Annotated in this window: 14 protein-coding genes, 2 tRNA genes and 2 pseudogenes; 13 read left to right on the top strand and 5 right to left on the bottom strand. The window is 48.5% G+C overall.

Features of this window, described 5'->3' with window-relative positions; translation table 11 throughout:
* Positions 1-74 precede the first annotated feature (74 nt).
* From ftsH to CX664_RS10080, 7 genes are all read left to right on the top strand, one after another.
* On the top strand, positions 75-2,033 hold the full coding sequence (gene ftsH, locus CX664_RS10110; RefSeq protein ID WP_219622157.1) for an ATP-dependent zinc metalloprotease FtsH: 1,959 nt from the start codon (positions 75-77) through the stop codon (positions 2,031-2,033).
* 343 nt (positions 2,034-2,376) lie between these two features.
* On the top strand, positions 2,377-3,222 hold the full coding sequence (gene folP, locus CX664_RS10105) for a dihydropteroate synthase (protein ID WP_101746616.1): 846 nt from the start codon (positions 2,377-2,379) through the stop codon (positions 3,220-3,222).
* Between the two features lie 354 nt (positions 3,223-3,576).
* Positions 3,577-4,032 carry an RING finger domain-containing protein gene (locus tag CX664_RS10100; protein ID WP_101746615.1) on the top strand — a complete coding sequence of 152 codons (456 nt, stop codon included), beginning with the start codon at positions 3,577-3,579 and terminating at the stop codon, positions 4,030-4,032.
* 598 nt (positions 4,033-4,630) lie between these two features.
* Entirely contained in the window at positions 4,631-5,968 is a 1,338-nt protein-coding gene (gene glmM, locus CX664_RS10095) for a phosphoglucosamine mutase (protein WP_101746614.1), read from the top strand.
* Between the two features lie 136 nt (positions 5,969-6,104).
* Positions 6,105-6,854 carry a triose-phosphate isomerase gene (gene tpiA / locus CX664_RS10090; RefSeq protein WP_101746613.1) on the top strand — a complete coding sequence of 250 codons (750 nt, stop codon included), beginning with the start codon at positions 6,105-6,107 and terminating at the stop codon, positions 6,852-6,854.
* The gene (secG, locus tag CX664_RS10085; protein ID WP_101746612.1) at positions 6,854-7,261 is read left to right on the top strand and encodes a preprotein translocase subunit SecG; all 408 of its coding nucleotides are present in this window, start codon (positions 6,854-6,856) and stop codon (positions 7,259-7,261) included. Before tpiA ends, secG begins: the two co-directional genes overlap by 1 nt.
* A 71-nt stretch (positions 7,262-7,332) precedes the next feature.
* A tRNA-Leu gene (locus CX664_RS10080) sits at positions 7,333-7,419 on the top strand.
* Between the two features lie 411 nt (positions 7,420-7,830).
* Here the strand turns inward: CX664_RS10080 and CX664_RS10075 are convergent.
* Both CX664_RS10075 and CX664_RS10070 read right to left on the bottom strand, forming a co-directional pair.
* Entirely contained in the window at positions 7,831-8,256 is a 426-nt protein-coding gene (locus tag CX664_RS10075) for a hypothetical protein (protein ID WP_101746611.1), read from the bottom strand.
* Between the two features lie 172 nt (positions 8,257-8,428).
* The gene (locus tag CX664_RS10070) at positions 8,429-8,761 is read right to left on the bottom strand and encodes a DUF3024 domain-containing protein (RefSeq protein ID WP_101746610.1); all 333 of its coding nucleotides are present in this window, start codon (positions 8,759-8,761) and stop codon (positions 8,429-8,431) included.
* Between the two features lie 550 nt (positions 8,762-9,311).
* Between CX664_RS10070 and CX664_RS27415 the strand changes: the two are divergent.
* Positions 9,312-10,076 (top strand): annotated as a pseudogene (locus CX664_RS27415) (DUF1186 domain-containing protein); the annotation flags it as partial.
* 213 nt (positions 10,077-10,289) lie between these two features.
* Positions 10,290-10,367: pseudogene (locus tag CX664_RS28105) on the top strand (SEC-C metal-binding domain-containing protein); the annotation flags it as partial.
* Positions 10,368-10,418: 51 nt separating this feature from the next.
* On the opposite strand, the gene CX664_RS10060 reads toward CX664_RS28105, so the two are convergent.
* From CX664_RS10060 to CX664_RS10050, 3 genes are all read right to left on the bottom strand, one after another.
* Entirely contained in the window at positions 10,419-11,654 is a 1,236-nt protein-coding gene (locus tag CX664_RS10060) for a glycosyltransferase (protein ID WP_101746609.1), read from the bottom strand.
* A 242-nt stretch (positions 11,655-11,896) separates the two neighbouring features.
* Positions 11,897-13,135, bottom strand: coding sequence for a glycosyltransferase (locus CX664_RS10055; RefSeq protein ID WP_101746608.1), 1,239 nt, complete (start codon positions 13,133-13,135; stop codon positions 11,897-11,899).
* Between the two features lie 188 nt (positions 13,136-13,323).
* Positions 13,324-16,239, bottom strand: a complete 2,916-nt coding sequence (locus CX664_RS10050; RefSeq protein ID WP_101746607.1) for a UvrD-helicase domain-containing protein — start codon at positions 16,237-16,239, stop codon at positions 13,324-13,326.
* Between the two features lie 106 nt (positions 16,240-16,345).
* Here CX664_RS10050 and CX664_RS10045 point away from each other — a divergent pair, with 106 nt between their 5' ends.
* The 4 genes from CX664_RS10045 to rimP all read left to right on the top strand — a co-directional run bounded on the left by CX664_RS10045 (position 16,346) and on the right by rimP (position 19,522).
* On the top strand, positions 16,346-17,422 hold the full coding sequence (locus CX664_RS10045) for a hypothetical protein (RefSeq protein ID WP_145999930.1): 1,077 nt from the start codon (positions 16,346-16,348) through the stop codon (positions 17,420-17,422).
* 259 nt (positions 17,423-17,681) lie between these two features.
* Complete coding sequence (locus CX664_RS10040) at positions 17,682-18,596, top strand: CARD domain-containing protein (RefSeq protein WP_101746605.1); 915 nt, start codon at positions 17,682-17,684, stop codon at positions 18,594-18,596.
* Positions 18,597-18,855: 259 nt separating this feature from the next.
* Positions 18,856-18,932, top strand: a tRNA-Met gene (locus tag CX664_RS10030).
* A 131-nt stretch (positions 18,933-19,063) separates the two neighbouring features.
* Positions 19,064-19,522, top strand: a complete 459-nt coding sequence (gene rimP / locus CX664_RS10025; RefSeq protein WP_101746603.1) for a ribosome maturation factor RimP — start codon at positions 19,064-19,066, stop codon at positions 19,520-19,522.
* The last annotated feature ends 213 nt before the right edge of the window (positions 19,523-19,735 follow it).

Below are 19,735 nucleotides of genomic sequence, written 5' to 3'. Positions count from 1 at the left end.
ACAGCGAGCCAGGGGAACGTGCTCAATATAAACGATTACCTGAGGCTTAAGTACGCTCAAGAGAGGTTAGCCCCTTGAATGATATGGCAAAAAATCTGATTCTCTGGGTCATAATCGCCTTGGTGCTATTGACCGTCTTTAAAAACTTTGATGGCATGCAGTCGTCTACCCAAAAGGTTGCCTATTCTGACTTCATCAGCATGGTAGAAAATCGCCAGGTCAGTAAGGTTGTCATTGATGGTTTTACCATCACCGGCATGTTAAACAACAGTGAACGTTTTGAAACCAATCTGCCGCCCACGGTGCCAGACAACAAACTGATGGATGAACTCCTGCTGGGCAAGGTACAGGTTGAGTCCAAGCCTATTGAAAAGCAGAGTATCTGGACACAGCTATTGGTGGCCAGCTTCCCGATTCTGGTGATTCTTGCGGTATTTATGTTCTTCATGCGTCAGATGCAGGGCGGCGGCGGAGGCCGGGGTGGCCCGATGAGCTTTGGCAAAAGCAAGGCACGCCTGCTGTCTGAAGATCAGATCAAAACCACGTTTGCCGATGTAGCCGGTGTTGAAGAGGCCAAGGAAGATGTTCAGGAGCTGGTCGACTTCCTGAAGGATCCCGGTAAATTCCAGCGTCTGGGTGGTCGTATTCCCCGGGGCGTTCTGATGGTGGGTCCGCCGGGTACCGGTAAAACCCTGATCGCCAAAGCGATTGCCGGTGAGGCCAAGGTTCCGTTCTTTACCATCTCCGGTTCTGACTTTGTTGAAATGTTCGTGGGTGTTGGTGCTTCCCGTGTCCGTGACATGTTTGAGCAGGCCAAGAAGCAGGCCCCCTGCATTATCTTTATTGACGAGATTGATGCGGTCGGTCGTCATCGTGGTGCCGGTATGGGCGGTGGTCACGATGAACGTGAACAGACCCTCAACCAACTGCTGGTTGAGATGGACGGTTTTGAAGCGAACGACGGTATTATTGTAATTGCCGCTACCAACCGTCCTGATGTTCTTGACCCTGCGTTATTGCGTCCCGGTCGTTTTGATCGTCAGGTGGTGGTTGGCTTGCCGGATATCCGTGGTCGTGAGCAGATCCTTAAAGTGCATATGCGCAAGGTTCCGGTTTCTGACAATGTGCAGCCTTCGGTTATTGCCCGTGGTACTCCCGGATTCTCCGGTGCCGACCTGGCTAACCTGGTTAACGAGGCGGCACTCTTTGCGGCACGGGCTAACCAGCGCACCGTTGGCCAGAAAGAGTTTGATCTGGCGAAAGACAAAATCATGATGGGCGCTGAGCGCAAGTCCATGGTCATGAGTGATAAGGAGAAGAGCAATACGGCTTATCACGAAGCCGGTCATGCCATTGTTGGCCGATTGGTTCCGGACCATGATCCAGTCTACAAAGTGAGTATTATCCCGCGAGGCCGGGCACTTGGGGTGACCATGTTCCTGCCTGAAGAGGACCGCTACAGCCAGAGCCGCCAGGCACTGCTGAGCCAGATATGCTCACTGTTTGGTGGCCGTATCGCTGAAGAGATGACGTTGGGCAAAGATGGGGTAACCACCGGTGCCTCCAATGATATCCAGCGTGCTACCCAGATTGCCAGAAGCATGGTGACCAAGTGGGGCCTGTCTGAAAAGCTCGGTCCACTGCTTTACGATGAGGATGAGGGTGAGGTTTTCCTGGGTAAAAACTACGGCAGCGGTGGTTCCAGGATGAATGTCTCCGGTGAAACGGCGAAGATCATTGATGAGGAAGTTCGTCGGGTTGTCGATGAATGTTACTCCCGCGCCAACCAGATTCTCGTCGATAACCGCGACAAGCTGGATCAAATGGCTGAGGCACTGATTCAGTACGAAACCATTGATAGTGATCAGATTGATGACATCATGGCTGGCCGTGAAGTTCGCCCTCCCAAGGATTCTGGTGATAACGATGACAGCGGTGTAAAGGCTGCTGCTGATGAGTCTGAAGTAAAGGCGGAAGATGGTGATAAAAAAGATTCAGGCGGTTCGATTGGTGGCCCAGCTGGGGAGCACTGATCGTCAGTCAGGTCTATGATGATGAAGGGCAGGTTTATCCTGCCCTTTTTTGTATCTGCCAATTTGTCGATGAATCATGGTTATCGGTTTTTTGGCCACGGTTGGTATAAGTAGTTAACCAAATGAAATCGTATTTTCTGACTAAGTGGGCAGTCACTCTGCGGCGTTACAACTACGGTCACATAGCTACGGCTATGCTCCCTACGTTGTGCCTTGCATAGTAACTGCCCACTTAGCCAGAAATATACGATTCCATTTGGCCAACTACTTACCCGCTTCAGGGGGAGTGATTGGTCAGGGTGGCCATCAGAAAAAATGACTGAACGGGATCTGAGGAGTATTCATGAGCAACGAATTCAAGTTGAACTGTGCAGGGAAAATGCTGGATCTGAACAGGCCCAGGGTGATGGGGGTTTTGAACGTTACACCGGACTCTTTTTATCAAGGGAGCCGCTGTGCTGATAACTGGCTGAATGTTGCTGAACAGATGATCAAGGACGGGGCGGATATTCTGGATATTGGTGGCGAGTCGACACGCCCCGGTGCTTCCGGTGCGCCAGCCCAGGAGCAGGAGTTAGAGCGGGTTCTGCCGGTTATTGAAGGTTTGGCGTCGCGCTTCAACGTCATTATTTCCATTGATACCAGCTCTCCTCTGGTGATGAAAGAGGCGGTAAAAGCGGGCGCGGGGATTATTAATGATGTTCGGGCGTTGCACCGTGAGGGGGCGCTGGAAGCAGCAGCGGAAACGACGGTTCCCATTATTCTGATGCACTCTCTTGTTGATCAACCTGAGCCCGGGTTTGTACCGGTCTATGGTGATGTGGTTAAAGAGGTCAGCCAGTATTTGATGGCTTGTGTGGAGCGCTGCGAGAATGCCGGAATTGCCAGGGAGCGCTTGATCCTGGACCCGGGCTTTGGTGGCGGTATGTTTGGTAAAACGCCGGTGTACGATCTTGAAATGCTGAAGGGTTTTCGCCGCTTCCATGAACCGGGTCTGCCGGTATTGGCGGGTATGTCCAGAAAGTCCTTTATTGGGGCAACCCTGGATCGGGATACCGAAGACCGGCTTCCGGGCAGTCTCGCTGCAGCCATGCTGGCGGCACAGGCAGGTGCTCATATCATCCGTGTGCATGATGTCAGGGAGACGGTTGACGTCCTGCGTTTGCTTCAGGCTGTTGACGAGGCCTAGGAGCCTGTCCAAGAATAGACTTCCCTACTGCGGTGGCAGCAAATTGGTCTAAAAATCCGCTTTTGTTCGGCAAATAGCCCCGCTATTCACCTCACAAAACCGAATTTTTATCCTCAATTTTCTGTCATCCTCGATACGGGGTCGCCTAGACGGGCGCTATTCTCGGTCAGCCTCCTAGCTTTCACGCAGCCTTGTCTTGAGGCTCAAATCTTCATGCTCATCATGGGCGTCAGCAATCATGATTGGTATTGCAATTCCAGTTACGGCTATTTAATGACCTCAAAAAAATACAAAGAACTAAAATAGATAACGCAAATCAAATAATTTACTATCAATCAAGTAGATGAGAATATTATGAACGGAACCTCAAACGCTTCCTGCCGATATTATCAGCCCACTACTGAGTATCAGAAAGACGACGGTTGTATTATTTGTTATTCAGATTTTGCCGGAAAAGAAGTATCGGTTACCAAATGCGCCCACCTTTATCACACATCCTGTTTAGAGACTTGGCTTAAGCACGGTGACGTCTGTCCTGTGTGCAGAACGCCTCTCAAGGAAAGGGCAACCCAGCCAGAAGACTCAGTCTTTAACGAGACAATGCGAAACGTCAGGACTCTCCTGGAAGTGGCGGTATATGAAAGAGGTGGAGCGGCTGTGAATGCGTTGATAGCGGTAGCCGGGGTGAACCCTGACGAAAATGATTCGGCTGCTGTGAATAGCTTGTTATTGTTAGAGCACGTGGTGCGCCAAGACGCAGACGGAAAAGTTTCGGCTGCTGTAAATGGGTTGAAAAATCGGCTGCTGTAAATGGGTTGAAAAATCGATAGACAGGAGGCTGTCCGAGAATAAAGTCATTTGAATGGTTTAAATGTAGTGATAGAAGCTGCTGATAACTTATGTGTCAGAGGCTCATTTTTCGTTACCTTACTATGGTATCCCAACGGTCTTCCTGCTTTGAGAGAGGGGGCCATCTCCACTTCCCGTTGCCTGAACGTCTGTTGCATCCTGGCAAATATAAAATCCTTATTTCATGGTCTTCAAATAAGCGATATTAACTTCCCCGGATGCCCGTCAATTTTCACCTCTGCATTCATCAACAGTACAGGGCAATTGGATTCCCTGACTCCAGCCATTTAACTTGATGGCACTGGTGGTTTATTTCAATGAGTGAGATGATGAAGTAGTTAACCAAATGAAATCATAATTGCTGCCACCGTACGACTGCATGGATGCAGGAGGTAGAGCAACGCAGGAGCAGTTGCCGCACAGGGCAGCCTCCTGGCTACAGCTATGCTCCCTGCGCTGTGCCTTGCATAGTAACTGTCCACATCGCAGTAATATACGACTCCATTTGGCCAACTACTTATCACCGGTCATTTCATTCAGTAATTCTTGGTAAACGGCTATGGCTCGCAAATATTTTGGTACCGACGGAATTCGTGGGAAGGTGGGGGATTTTCCGATTACCCCGGATTTTGTCCTGAAGCTGGGCTGGGCAGCGGGTCGTGTGCTGGCTGAACAGGGTGAAGGGAAAGTCATTATTGGCAAAGATACCCGCATCTCCGGCTACATGTTTGAGTCCGCGCTTGAGGCCGGTCTTTCTGCTGCCGGTATTGATGTTGTCCTAACCGGGCCAATGCCAACCCCGGCCATTGCCTATCTGACTCGAACCTTTAATGGGCAGGCGGGTATTGTGATCAGCGCCTCCCATAACCCGTTTTACGACAATGGTATAAAGTTTTTTGCAGGCGACGGCACCAAGCTATCCGATGAGGTTGAGCTGAAGATTGAAGCATTGCTTGAGTCAGAGATTGAGGTAGTGGATTCCCAGAGCCTGGGTAAAGTGACCCGGATGAATGATGCTGCTGGCCGGTACATTGAGTACTGCAAGGGCAGCACTTCCCAGCAGCTGGATCTGCGTGGCATGAAAATTGTGATTGATGCCGGCCACGGTGCAACCTATCAGGTTGGTCCTGCGGTCTTCCGTGAGCTGGGTGCGGAAGTGATACCGATGTGCATCCATCCGGATGGCGTCAACATTAACGAGAACGCAGGCGCTACCAGCCCGGAAGGCATGGCTGCCAGAGTCAGGGAAACCGGTGCGGATCTGGGAATTGCCTTGGACGGTGATGGTGACCGGGTCATTATGGTGGATGATCAGGGTGAGATCGTCGATGGCGACCAGCTGCTGTTTATTATTGCCATGGATCGCCATTCCAGGGGGATCTTGAAGGGTGGTGTCGTGGGCACGTTGATGACCAACCTGGGAATGGAGAAAGCACTGGAAGCTGCCGGCATTCCCTTTGCCAGGGCCAATGTCGGTGACCGTTATGTCAATGAACTGCTGATAGCCAATGACTGGCAGCTCGGCGGTGAGTCTTCAGGCCATATTATCTGTCGTGATGCATCGACCACGGGTGATGGCATTGTCTCGGCATTGAAAGTGTTAAAAGCCATGCAGGCAGCAGGTAAGTCACTGTCTGAAATGGTGGCTGCGATCACACTTTATCCACAAGTCATGATCAATGTCCGGGTGCAGAATAAGCGGGACACCGACACCATTCCAGGTATTGTTGAGGCGGTAAAAAAAGCAGAAGAAGAGATGGCCGGAAAAGGCCGCGTTCTTCTGAGGGCTTCAGGAACTGAGCCAGTCATTCGGGTGATGGTAGAAGGTGAAGACGGCGTTCAGGTAAAGGCCCAGGCGGAAAAGCTGGCAAAAGTGGTTGAACAGGAAATGTGCTGAATGACGTCCGGTGCAGGTATCGGCCTGCACCGGAGTTGTCTTGCCTTGATTTCAATAGCTTCGCAGGGCTTGACTTATTGTATGTTGGTGTCTTTCGGGTTAGTATTCCGGCCTCGCGATCAAAGAGGTAAGCGGTATGCGTCAGCCACTGGTAGCCGGAAACTGGAAGATGAATGGTTCTTCTGACAGTATCCGTGAGCTTGTTGATGGAATCCTTTCAGGACTTGAAACCAAGGCTGAGGTGCTCGTTTTTCCACCTAGCGTATACGTTCAGCAGGTACGCGACTTGCTGAAGGGTTCTGCGGTTAAATTTGGTGTGCAAAATGCCTCTGATAACCTGTCAGGAGCCTACACGGGTGAAATATCTCCTCTGATGGCCAAAGACCTTGGCTGTGAATATGTACTGATTGGTCACTCTGAGCGTCGTTCCCTCTATGGCGAAACCGATGCCGATGTGGCTGCGAAATTCTGTGCTCTGGTTGACCAGGGTCTGGTACCAGTCCTTTGTGTTGGTGAGACTCTGTCTGAGCGCGAAGCTGGTGACACTATGAAAGTAGTGGCTCATCAGATCAATACTGTGCTTCGGGCTGCTGGTCCGGAGCGTCTGGCTAATTATGTAATTGCCTATGAACCAGTTTGGGCTATTGGCACCGGTCTGACCGCAACCCCTGAACAGGCGCAGGAAGTTCATGCTGAAATTCGTGCGCTGCTGGCAGAAAACGATCCGTCCATGGCGGACAGAACCCGTGTTCTGTATGGTGGAAGCATGAAGGCTGACAATGCGGCAGAACTGATGAGCCAACCTGATGTTGATGGTGGTCTGATCGGTGGTGCTTCGCTGGTAGCTGCTGATTTCAAGGTGATTTGTCACGCTGCGGGACAGTAATGGAAACCATTATTCTTCTTGTGCACGTGCTGGTAGCTGTTGGCGTGATCGCTATGATCATGTTGCAGCAGGGCAAAGGTGCAGAAACAGGAGCCAGTTTTGGCTCGGGGGCTTCGCAAACGGTGTTTGGAAGCCAGGGCTCAGCAAACTTTCTGAGCCGTACAACCGCTATTCTGGCAACGATCTTTTTCGTCACCAGTATCGGTCTGGCGATGATGGCCAGGCAGAAAGCTGATAGTGTTGCTGATGCTGGTTTACCATCTGTTCAGATTGAACAGAGTGTGCCGGTCAATGATGCGCCTTTTTCGGTTGATTCATTAGAAAACACTATCGGAAGCGATGCGCCTGTGTTAGAGTCTCAGCCCGTTGAGAACAGCGGCTCCAGCAGCTCTGAAAACGCTCAGTAAGATTTAAAATCTTATTGATTTATAAAGAGTTTTCAGAAATAATTTTGCTGTCGCCGAGAGCGACAGTTAAGGCCGAAGTGGTGGAATTGGTAGACACGCTGTCTTGAGGGGGCAGTGCCTGTATGGGCGTACGAGTTCGAGTCTCGTCTTCGGCACCAATAAAATCAAGTGCTCAGTGGGAGTTAAAGGGTAGGCAAACATTGTCGTTTCCTAAAAAAATCCTACAAAAGCGATACTGAAAAGATAGACGTCGGATTGTCGGTTTTTCAGTGTACATCAGTGCTTGATTAGCCTTTTAAAAGGCTGAAAAAAACCGGGTTTATTCCCGGTTTTTTTGTATCTGTATTTCCTGTTTTCTGGATGCAGCTCGTCGAACCTGAAGAACTCTCAACCTATGGATGTTTCAGGGCTTTATCCATAAACGCAGGATAAAAATTGCAAGATTTGGGTTATCATTCAAACCTTGCAATTTGATCCTGACAATGAAACCTAAAAAGACAGAGCATGCAGCCCAATCCGATCTTTATCAGAAATGAACAGGTCAATCTGATGGATAACAATCATTCAGGTCAGGCTTCAGCAGGTTGCAGCTCTTCCAGATAGGAAACAGGAAATGAAACCCAGGCATCCTGCCCCTGGATAATCATACCTGTGATCGATTTTACGCCAAGAAACATTTTGTACGCTTTGTCCCCCTTCATCTGGCCAATACGGTATTCAGGCTGGATACGGTCAATGGCTGTTGACTTATGAATGTACAGGACGGCATTGTGAAGGTCGTTTACATAAACGCTGGGAATGTTCACAGGGCGCTTTTTAGTGAATACCAGCTCTTCAATCCCTTCGCCATCCACAAAGCTGCCATCATCGATGACATAAAAATAAACCCACTTGTCCCGCAGGAACTGGCACAATGATCTTAGGGCACTGATACTGTTGGTTGCGGTGATATTCTCAAGGGTTTGTTCGGTATCCATAAACGTTCGTTCGTCCATACTCTACGATTGATCCTCGGTCAGCCTACTGGTGCAGCTAAGATACCCACACCGTTCGTGCTGAGGCTGTCGAAGGGAGGAAACTCCAGACTCTAATAGATCGTGCCAAGCACCCTTCGACTCCGCTCAGGGTGAACGGAGATTGTACACGTCAAACTCATTGAACCATGCATTAGGGCAAAAAACAGGGCTCATGGGCAATCAGCTCAAAGCACTGCTCTATATCCTGATCATAAAAGACTTCGTGCCACTTATCGGTGTGCCGCATATAAGACAGCGTATAGGTGTTATTACCGCTGTAGGTCATTCTGGCAAACTTCCGTTCAAAGGACGGGCTGATGGCATCGGGAGATGGACAGTGGTAAGTGGCGCAGAAATAGAAAAAACTGCCATGCCATTTGGTAAAGATATCCACCAGATAGTTGAACCTCGGGTCCTCTGGCGGAGGCTGGACATTTGCCGGTTTCAGGTATTCCTCTACCCAGCGGTCGACCCGGGCTTTCAGGGCCGCTTTGGTCTTTGGGGTTGGATGCCCGTTTGGTTGCGGGCATCCACATATAACTGCTCATAAATCTCTCTGCTGCCAGATACTGCTCTGATACATTGCATACAATCCAAGGTGACCCAAAATTCCTACGCTATTGGCCAGGATATCCCCGTTCTCTTTTCAAGAGCGCTACCCGCTTCCCGTAAAAGAAAAGCTGCTTTTTTCGGGAAGCGTTCTTTAAAGGCCATAAAGCTTATCGTAGCAATATGGTCGCTTCGTTAAAACCTTCATACTGCCACAGTCAAAACGTCTGCCCTTGAATTTATAAGCCAGCACACAGTCACGCAGAGATTACTTCTTCATTAGCACCCGAAAGGTACACTGGCAAAGCTTCCTGCTCAGACATGGCAATCAATTGATGAAAAAGGTCAACCCCGGCAATCCACTCGGTAATATCCTGCGATAGGTATTAGAAACAAGTGGAAATATGTAAGTTCTTCCGGGACAAACCCTCACAGCCTGTTTAAACGCTATCCTTATACAAAAATAGCGACAAGAGACAGGATGAGTGCCCGTGAATATTGACGATGTTATCAACCGGTTATCAAACCATGTGATGGGTGAGCTGCCCAGGGAAACCCTGCTGGCGGCCAGTGAGCAGCGGACGGAATTGATTCCGCGCCTGCTTGACTATCTGGAAGGCGTTGCCGGGCAGGGGGATGAGATACCCGAAAGCCAGCGTGTGGATCTGGTCTTTTTTGCCTTTTACCTGCTGGCTCAGTTCCGTGAGTCAAAGGCATTGCCGGTGATGCTCCGGATAGTGTCTGCCAAACCCCGGACGGTCAATCGACTGCTTGGTTATGTGGTCAGTGAGAGCCTGGCTCGAATACTGGCATCGGTGATCGCTGGTGAAGTAATCAGCGAAAGTGACGCCAGTAACGGATGTAACGTGGAGTCACTGAAGCAGTTGATTGAAAACACAGCGGTCCATCCTTGCGTTCGATCTTCCTGTTTGACCTGCCTGACGATTCTGGTTTTCCATGGGTTTCTTCCCCGTGAGGTGCTGGTCGGCTACTTTCAGCAGCTGTTTAGTGGTGGACTTGAGCAGGAGCGGAGTCCGGTCTGGGACGGGTTGGTCTCTAACTGCATCATTGCCGGAGCCGCCGAGCTGGAAACTTCTGTTTTGAACGTGTTTGACCGGGGACTGCTGACCGATTCATTTATGGGCAGGGAGCGGTTAAGTACGATGTTACAGGAGCATTCCGGCGAGGTAAGCTTTCCATCCTATGAAAGCTCTGCCCTGATTGATGACTGCGTGGCTGAGTTGCAAGGTTGGGCCAGCTTTAACAGCACGCAGGAGAAGCCCGCTGAAAGAGCACCTGTCGGAAGCAACGCGGAGCCAGAGGGCGCTCAGCGTGTGATGCGACCCTGGCCTGCCAGAAAGCCCAAGCCACCGGTTCGCACGCGTGCGGGGGCTCAGCGGTTGCCAGGTCAGCAACGGCCCTTTCCACCTTCCTCTCCCAGGAAGCCTGCACAGCCGCTGGTCAGACAACACCCGAAGGTGGGAAGAAATGATCCCTGCCCCTGCGGTAGCGGGCGCAAGTATAAGAAGTGTTGCGGCTGATGGGTGAGAAAAGGTCAGTGATATTCAATGCTTTTGAACTGAATCCGCCATTTACATGTTACTATCATCGACATAATGAGGGTTTGGTTTGCCATACCAGCTGCCAAGCCCCCGCAAGATATTCGGATCACCTAATGGCTTAATATCTCCGTATGATGGCTTATTATCGGGTAATGGGAAACCAGAACCTTTAAAGAAGTCTTCTGGTCCGTCATATTGCTTATTAATTTGCTTATCTATTCCTGTCATTAAAATATTTAGTGCATCAGTACCACCTCCTAACATTTTCGAGACAACATAATGTCTGGCAGTTAAACGTCCCTGTTGTTTAAGTACTTCATAATCTTCTTTTCTTTTGATTTGTTTAGCTACATGGTAGTAAAGACCAGGCAATATAGCATTCAAACTTTCTTCAGATAAATCAGGGTTCGATTCTTTTAACAAAACTTTGGCATATTCGTATGCAGCTTCAAGAAAATGTTTCTCATCACATTGCCATAATCGCATTGTGTCATGTAATTTCAAGGTCATTTTGACATCACTTTTTTCGGTTGGTGCGTCTATTTCTTTCAGCTTGTTTTCCCCATCAAGCATATGTTGAATCATGGAAAGAATAATTGGGTTGTTTTTTTTAGAAGCGATGAGGCTGTTGGTGGGAAGAGAAATTTTTGTGCCATATACATCTAAATCAAGAGTTTGAATTAATAGTCCATTTTTTCCCCTTAGCGGAATTAGTGGGTGTTGTAATGCACTTGCTGTTGAGTCAAGTTCCTTTAACGATATATTTATATCACTGTGGATGCCACCGTACGTATAAAGCAGTGCCAGTCGATAATAATCACTCCGTAACGCCTGATTTTCGAGTCCTACGTTATGTCTTTGCGTATTGTGGATAAAATATTTATAAAGCTTGTCATAATCAGATACGCCTGAATCTTTCAATGCTTTATAAAAGTCTTTATTTAATTGGTCGACAGTAATGGTTTTCACCTCCCCTGATAATCCATCACATTTGGATTCTGCCGCAATAAATTTCATTGGTTTATCAGTCAGAACGTAAACATGAAAATCATTGAACTTTGCAAGGCTCTTGAAATGGTGAACTATTTGCACTTGTCGCTCAGGGATTGTTTTATTACCAACCCATTCAAAAAAATGGTTTCCTGGTATTGATTCACCATGTATCTGACTTTTAAATTTTTGGTATGTACTCTTTATTTCAGAATCTTTTTGTACCAACTCCTGGAAAAGATTGCTTGCAGGAAGGGCCTGAGGGGAGATGTGCATAAGTACTCCAATTAATTATCGATATTCAGCCATTATGTGAAATTATGAATTTCAGCTTCGAATTTTTATGGTTTTTCGAATGTACTCCCGAAGGTAGGAAGGAATACCCCCTGCCCCAGTGGAACCGAGAGCAAGTATAAAAAGTGCTGCAGCTGACGGGTGAGAAAAAGTCGTTTCCCACGGGGTGAACCGTGGGAGTGCGATACCAGTGATATTCAATGCTTTTCAACTGAGTCCGCCATTTACATGTTACTATCATCGACATAATGAGGGTTTGGTTTGCCATACCAGCTGCCAAGTCCCTTGTGGTCACGCTCATCGTGTAATGGCTTAATATTTGCGTAAGATGGCTGATCGTCTGGTAATGGAAAGCTTAAAGATTTAGCGAAGTCTTCTGCTCCGTTATATTGTTTTCTAGTTAATTGTTCTCTAAGTATAGGAGTTAGTGCGTCAGTACCACCTCCTAGCATTCTTGTGACAATACAGTGCCTGGCAGTTAAACGTCCCTGTTGTTTAGCTACTGCATGTTCTGTGGATTGCAAAGCTGAAACGACATGATCTTTTACTGGAGATGCCAGAGAGTTTAAATATTCTTCAGATGAATCAGGAAATGCAATACTAATTGAATTTTTAGTAAGTTCAATAGATGCTTTGATATAATATTCTTCCTTGCATTGCCATAATCGCATTGCATCGTGTAAAGACAAGGTCTTTTTGATCTCACTTTTATTTGAGTTTTCTATTAGTATATCTTTCAGCTTATTCTCTAGATTAAGCATATGTTTAATCATGGAAAGAATAATCTGATTGTTTTTTTTGGAAGCGATGAGGGCGTTATCCCAATGGGGTAATTTCTTGTCAGATCCAACAACTGGCAAATCAATAGTGCGTATTAGTAGACCATTCTTTCCCCTAAGTGGTATTAATGGATATTGTAATGCACTTGCCGATGAGTCAAGTCCCTTTAAAGGTATATTTATATCACTATGAATGCCGCCGTATGTATAGAGGAGTGCTAGCCGATAATAATCACTTCGTAATGCTTGATTTTCCAGTCCTACGTTGTGTAGTTGCGTAATGTTAACAAAGTCTTTATGAAGCTTATCGCAGTCAGGCTCGTTAGAATCTTTTAATGCTTTATAAAAGTCTTCATTCAGTTTGTCGACAGTAATGATTTCCACCGTGCCGGATATACCATCACATTTGGATTCCGCGGCAATATATTTCATTGGTTTATCAGTCAGAATACAAACATGAAAATCATTGAACTTTCCAAGGCTCTTAAAATGGTGAACTATTTGTACCTGCCTCTCAGGGAGAGTTTTCTTGCCAACCCATTCAAAAAAATGGTTTCTTGGTATTAATTCTCCATGTGTTTGACTGGTAAATTCTTGATATGCACTCTTTATTTCAGCATCTTTTTGTATTAGCTCTTTGATAAAATTTTTTGTAGGTGAAGCTTGAGTGGAAGAAATGTTCATAAAAACTCCGTTTAACTATTTAAATCCTTTGATCATAAAGAATTAAATTTGTTAAATTCTAACTAGCCATCAGTTTAGAGTGTGTGGTCAATAAAAAGTTCCATAAGTTTGATGAGAAAAGAGCACTACCCGCAAAAACTGTTCTGGTTGTGCGGGTAACGTACAGCAGATCACAGGCGATAAAACACCTATCCGGTGGTAACTTCCTCACTTTGGATGTCCAGCCGGGACTTCACCCGGCGTTCTTCCAGTTCTTTTTCTGCCTGTTCTTGCAGTTTTCCAATGTACTCACAATAGGCCGTCAGATTTTGCCTGCGGTTCTGGTCGAATTGTTCAAAACGATGTTTAAAGATCAGCTGATCCTCTTTGCCCAGGTTCATCCAGCCTGGTCTGAAACCCAGGTCTTCCGGGTTTAACAGGTCGTGCACAGCAACCCATTCTTCGCCTTGGCGAAGTTTCATGCCGGGGTTGATAATGTAATGGCCGCGACGGATGCGCTTGAATAACTTGCGGTTATAGGGTGCGTCCCGATCGACCTCATTGCCGGAGAGAATACTGCTGATGTAGCTCTGCTTTTTCCGGCGTTCCGGTAAGACCTCGTCCGGCAAGGTTTGCACCCATTCGGTAATGTCTTTGGCCGAGAAACCCTCGCCTCTGCCTGCCAGTTCCCCCAGTTTGCGATAAAACATGGCAAACATCAGGTTCAGTACAAACAGTCCCATCAGGCGCTTGTCCAGCTTGATCAAACGGCCTTGGGTCTGGATGGACAGGCTGTCCGGTTCCAGGTTGCTGTAGACCGGTGCCAGTTTATGGCGGGCATAGCGCTCATCCATCAGTGCCTGTTCCAGTGCCATCTGCAGGGCGTTGAGACCATGGCTGCCAGACAGATCCGGGTTGGCACCGCGCTCCATCAGTTCCCTGACCAGGCCAGCATTGCCAAGACGGGCGGCGACCATCAACGGGGTCAGGTTGAAGATGGTGCGGTGGTCGATGCCGTATTTCTCCGTGTCGCGCAGTACACTGCCGGGGTTATTGAGGTCGTAGGTCATGTAGTGCTTTTGATGCAGCTGTTTGACCGCTTTTTCTTCCGTCTGTGTGGCGGGTTTAAAGCCGCTGGTGAGCAACTGATTGAGCATGGGCTGATGCCAGTGGATCAGGGCGTATTCCAGAGCCAGCAGCTGCTTTTTCTTGTTATTACCGCTTGTGGCTTCTTTCTGCAGTTCCGTGAAGGCGCTGCGATCGAGTACCGGCCAGGGTACCGGCTTTTGCTGCAGTATCCGGCTGCGGATCTCATCGGCCTGTTCCTGCTTGCCCTGCAGTTCCAGCTTGCGGGCCTCTTTCTGCCACTCATCCAGGCTGGAGTCCTGCTTATCCATCTGCAGGTCACCGGTAAATCGTTCCAGGTCCAGTAGCCGCATTAACGGATGCTTCTGGTTGGCTTCAATAATGTAGAGGTTGCTCACCGCCCGGGTAATGGCAACGTAGAGGGCGTTGATATAGAACTTGTAGACTTCCAGGGATTTGTCCTGTTTGTTTTTCGCCCTGGCGTATTCCAGTGTCTCTTTTTCCAGCGCGGCGGGGTCTACACCTGCGGCAATATCCCGGAAGCTCTTTTCTTCATCGCTGATAAAGTTGTAAAGAATGATATTGTCGTATTCCAGCCCCTTGGCCTCCTGGATGGAGAAGACCAGCGGTGTATTAAACCACTGACGGGCGGCGGCTTTCTGGTCCGGGTGCATCACCAGCACGGCAAAGCGGGTAGAGCGGGCGGTTTTGCTGTCCAGATCCTGTTTGACTTTTTGGCTGTTGGCCAGCAACTGCAACTGCCCCCGGTGTTCGCCAATGCTGTCGACCAGGTAGTTGCTCTCTTTGTCGATGGAGCCAAAGCGGGCATGCTTCAGTTTCAGAATCCGGTTGGCAATATGGCTGATCACCGGCGCATTGCGGTAATTGGATTGGAGTATCCGGATTATCTCACCCTCGCCGGTCAGGCCCTGCTGCTCGAAAAACAGGGTTTTGACCTTGGACCAGGAGAAAAAGTTCGGGTGGACAATCTGGTTGGAGTCACCACAGAGAATAAAGTGGCCCGGATACCTGAGGGTCTTCAGTATCAGGTAGAGCTGAATGTTGGTAATGTCCTGCACCTCGTCCACCACGATAAAGTCGTATTGGGGTTCGGCGCTGGCCAGGTAGCGGTGGCTGATAATGTTAGTGTCGTATAGCTGTTCCTTTTCCAGGAACTGCCGGTATTTATCGAACAGGTCGTAAACGCCCGAACGCTCTTCTTCACTGAAGATGGATTGTTTCACCCCCAGCTTCAGGTACTCCTCGCGGGAGAGCCAGGGTGACTCGGTGGAAGGGCCGGTCAGCACGCCCCGGAACTCCTCAAAGAGTTTGTGAGGGTCTTTCTGTTTGCTGTTGCCCTTATGGCGCTGGAACCAGCCTTCAAAGTCTTTCAGCGTTACTTCCCGACCGGCGGGTACCCGAATGCTTTCCAGGAACTCCCGAAAGGAGAGAAATTCCACATTCTGTTCTTCATTATCGTAGTGGTGAGCGTAGTAAAGATTACGGGCGCTTTGTACCAGAAAGGGGGAGTGACTGACATAGAGTACGTCGCCCGTCGCTTGTTTCATTTTCTCCAGGGTCAGGGCGGTTTTGCCGCTACCGGCGCTGCCGATAATCACCAGGGGCGGCGGTAGCTGATAAACGGACTGCTGTTCGCCGTCGAAGGAGATTATCTTGTCCAGCAGGTTAAAGCGGTCGTGGTCGGTATTGAGATAAGTCAGTTCTGGTGAGGACTCAGTTTCCTGAGCATCAATCGCCGGAATTTTTTCCTCATCAATGGTTACGCCCCGTTCCAGGAAACGGGACTTTTCATAGGCGTGATTGCGGATATACTCCAGAATCAGGCAGTAGGGCTCGCCGTTGTATCGGTGCAGGGAGAATAACAGCCGGTCGTTACGGTTCAGCCGTGCGCGGTAAAGGTTATCCCCGATCTTGCGCACATCCGCCTGCTGGAAATTATTGTTCTCAAGAGCTTTGCGAACTTTGGCAAAGCCGGGTATCTGATCTGCATTGAGATCGTTGTATAAAAGTATATTCATGGGCAATAGGGTAGAAAACCTGATGTGCTTTTGCGAGCTCCGAATGCTCTGATGAGTAGATGGCAGTATTATGAATGGGTGGCCGTTGGCCAGCAAATGTTCAGAGATGTCTAATTCGATTGGTGTTGGTGGTAAATCAGAAATCCTGTCAGGGTTTTATGCGGTTGACGGAATTGACCGTTCAGGGCAGGGCTATTCTTCCGGGTTTCCCGTTATTGGCAAACGGGGTGGCTTTACCGGGTTTGCAATTGCGCGTTATAAAGGGCGTGGCCGGTCTCTGGCGCTTCCTGCCAGGCAGGGTGAGCAGGATAACAATAAAGATCTGCCCGGGCAGAATGAGATTGTTCACCGGTCATTAAGGTCTCGTCGTATATATCCTCTGCAGAGTGTTATTCGCCCTTTTTTATTTCATCCTTTTTTATTCCGTCCTCATAAGCTTCGCAGGCGCTACTGGCCGAACAGTTACCCGGCTCATCGACCACCATTCAGCAGCCACTATCCTCAAACGATGGGTGGTGTGGTTGTTTTTGGGCAGACTGGCAGGGTCATGCAAGGGTTCCCGGCAGTTGCCAGAAAAAGGCGGTTTTGGAAAGCCACAAAAAAAACTGTCACGAAAGAGACAGCCTGGCAAGTTGGTCACGGTAAGATTGTCGGCGGTAAAGCCATTTTTCCGGACAGTGATCTGGTCTTCTTTCAGTTGTGTCTTGACTACTATGCCAACTACGCCAAAAACGCAAATTATTCAGCCCAGCCCGGGGCACACTCCCAATATGATCCGCTACACCGACCGTACTGTGATCTGTCCTGTGGTGACCATGCATATGGTCAGGTAATGGACTGCCCTGAGGAATGCTCTGGCCGATGCTTGCCAGAGGGGCCGGGAAGGCAATGCGAGAGCCCGGGGAAGCATCCCTGCCTTTTCAATGGCACTTACTTTTATGGCAAGGGCGGCGATTCCGGTGGTGTTATGTTCAGAAAATTCCGGATCGGATTTTGGAGCATCAAGCTGTTAACCGCTTTGTTTTTATTCTTTCTTCTTATTACCGTTCTGGAAGCCTTTACCGGTCTTCGTGGTTCGGTCTCTTTCGCCAGCCCTTCGGCTTCGGAACTTTTGTCTGGATTAATCGTTGCCCTGGGGATGATGGCAATGGCGCTATTGGTTTTGTGTGTACTGATAAAGTAATACCAACTCCGCCTTCTGAAGAGCGTTTTGAGCAAGCTGTTTTGGATTGTCGCTATTAGTTCCTGACTATTTGGCCAGATTAATGTTTACAGCTGGGAACTTTATGCAGAAATTGTTGACTAAAGCTTTATTCGCTAATCCGGAGATTGCTCCTGTGGACAGATTATTCGCAGGAACATCTCTGATCTGTCCAACCCTCCTTCTTTTGCTGGCAACCACCCGGTTAAAGTAGCTGTGTATATGTGTAGTAGTTAAAACTATGGATTCAATAAATGTGTATGCCGATTTCAATTTGAACGGTTTCAACGGCTCGAATGATTTGAATAACCCGGTAAGACCTCAGCGTCCCGATAGTCCTGATGAAAACAACGCCTCTGGCACATTTTCCCGGATGTGCAGGCATGTGGCTTCTCTCCAGCCAGGAGCGGTTGGTCCTGCTGTGCAACCCCGGGAGACTGATAGTGAGTCATTTATCCCCAATATACCTGGTCCTGCTCATTTTTCAGGCTCCGGCACTTTTGATTTTGTTTCTCAAACCAGCCTTGCTTCGGCAGGTAAAGTTACCTCGGAGCGGGATAAACCGCCAATTGAAGATCACTGGTATCAAAAAGATAAAATGGAGTATCTCTTAGAAAATCTTTTGCCAAAAAAATACTGGAGCTACTTATTTCAGGAGGGTGTTATAAAGGAGGATGAAATGCATGAATTAAGAGCATTACGTATACGAAGACCCAGAGCCGAGACATTAGTTCAGATGTTAGAAAAAAAATACAAAAATCCTGGCCTTTTTGGTTTGACTAAGGAGAAAATTCTGGGAACAATTTTTACAGCCCTCGGTCAACACCAGTCATTCTTGCAGGATTGTCTCAACAAGGAATATCTGGAAACCCATCCCGGCAGTCTTAAATCCAATACTTCATCTGGTAATCAACGATCAGCGTCTGTGGATAGGCGTAATGCACAGTATGCAGCCGCAGGACGGGGATGTGCGTACAGAGGTGAAACAAGACAAGGCTGTGAGCATGATGATCAAGGATTATTGAAGAAAGACGGTAAAGGTCCAAAAGATGATACAAACAACAAATTTTCCAATGTGAAAGACAGTTTTCCTGTTCAGGAAACTTCAGTACCACAACAGCCATCATTGCAGGCACCACTCCGGTTTTACCCATGACCGGTGATAATCTGATGAATTGGTAAAATTCTCCATCCATGGCAGGGAGTGCTTCGGGCGAGTTGACAGCACTGGGAAAAGGTAGATAATAGAGCGGTTTTTGTGGTGTAGAGTTTTACCATTACTGTTTTGTAGCCAGCTTTTGTAACGATTAGTGAGTCAAATTCAGTGCTGATTCTTCGCTTCAGGGTCAGTGTATTTGATATTGTGGAGAGGTTGTCAGCTGGCTCTTGCCGAAGTATACTGATGAACAATTTGATGCGGGGTGGAGCAGCCTGGTAGCTCGTCGGGCTCATAACCCGAAGGTCGTTGGTTCGAATCCAGCCCCCGCTACCAAATCCTGAAAACCCCCTTTGCGGGGTTTTTTATTAGGTAGCGAGTAATTATGTGTGATGGCCGTTCTGGTCATTGTGCGAATATATGGGGCTTTATAGCCCTTTTTTTGTTTTTTTGGCAGGTATTCAGTCGTGGCAGGTAAGCAGTCGCAGCTGGAGACACTTATCGAGCCGATCGTGGAGTCGCTTGATTACCGTCTCTGGGGTATTGAGTTTGTTTCCCGTGGGCGGAATTCGCTGCTTCGGGTCTATATCGACGCAGAAGATGGCATCACCCTGGAAGATTGCGAAAAGGTCAGTCGCCAGGTGAGTGCCGTTATGGATGTAGAAGACCCAATTGCGGACGAATATACCCTGGAAGTATCTTCTCCGGGATTGGACAGGCCGCTGTTCCGGCTTGAGCAGTACGAGATGATGACTGGCCATACGGTCAGTATACGCCTGAGGGTGCCTTTTGAAGGGCGCAGAAAGTATCGGGGCATCATCAAGGGAATTGAAGATCAGGATGTTGTTATAGAGGCCGATGGCCATGAGCTTCTGTTGCCAATCGAAAGCATCGATAAGGCGCAGGTGATACCACAGTTCGACTGAATTATCCTTCAGGCCGGGCGGATATCCCGGTTTAGCAGCCAGGGATGTGTTGGCAGGAGCCTGTCGGACTTGGCTGACCATAGAGAGAAAAGCCTGGTTTGAGACATTTTTCATGCTGGTTTGAGGAGAATAGCAGGGCTATTTGACCAAAAGCAGCATGGATCGTGACCAAATCAGGCTTTTCGCCGCAGGTCAGAAGTGAGTCCGGCAGGC

It is taken from the genome of Endozoicomonas acroporae (assembly GCF_002864045.1).
GTDB classification, from domain to species: Bacteria; Pseudomonadota; Gammaproteobacteria; order Pseudomonadales; family Endozoicomonadaceae; genus Endozoicomonas; species Endozoicomonas acroporae.
Note: the sequence above shows the minus strand (reverse complement) of the source record. Positions and strands in the feature narration are given on the sequence as shown.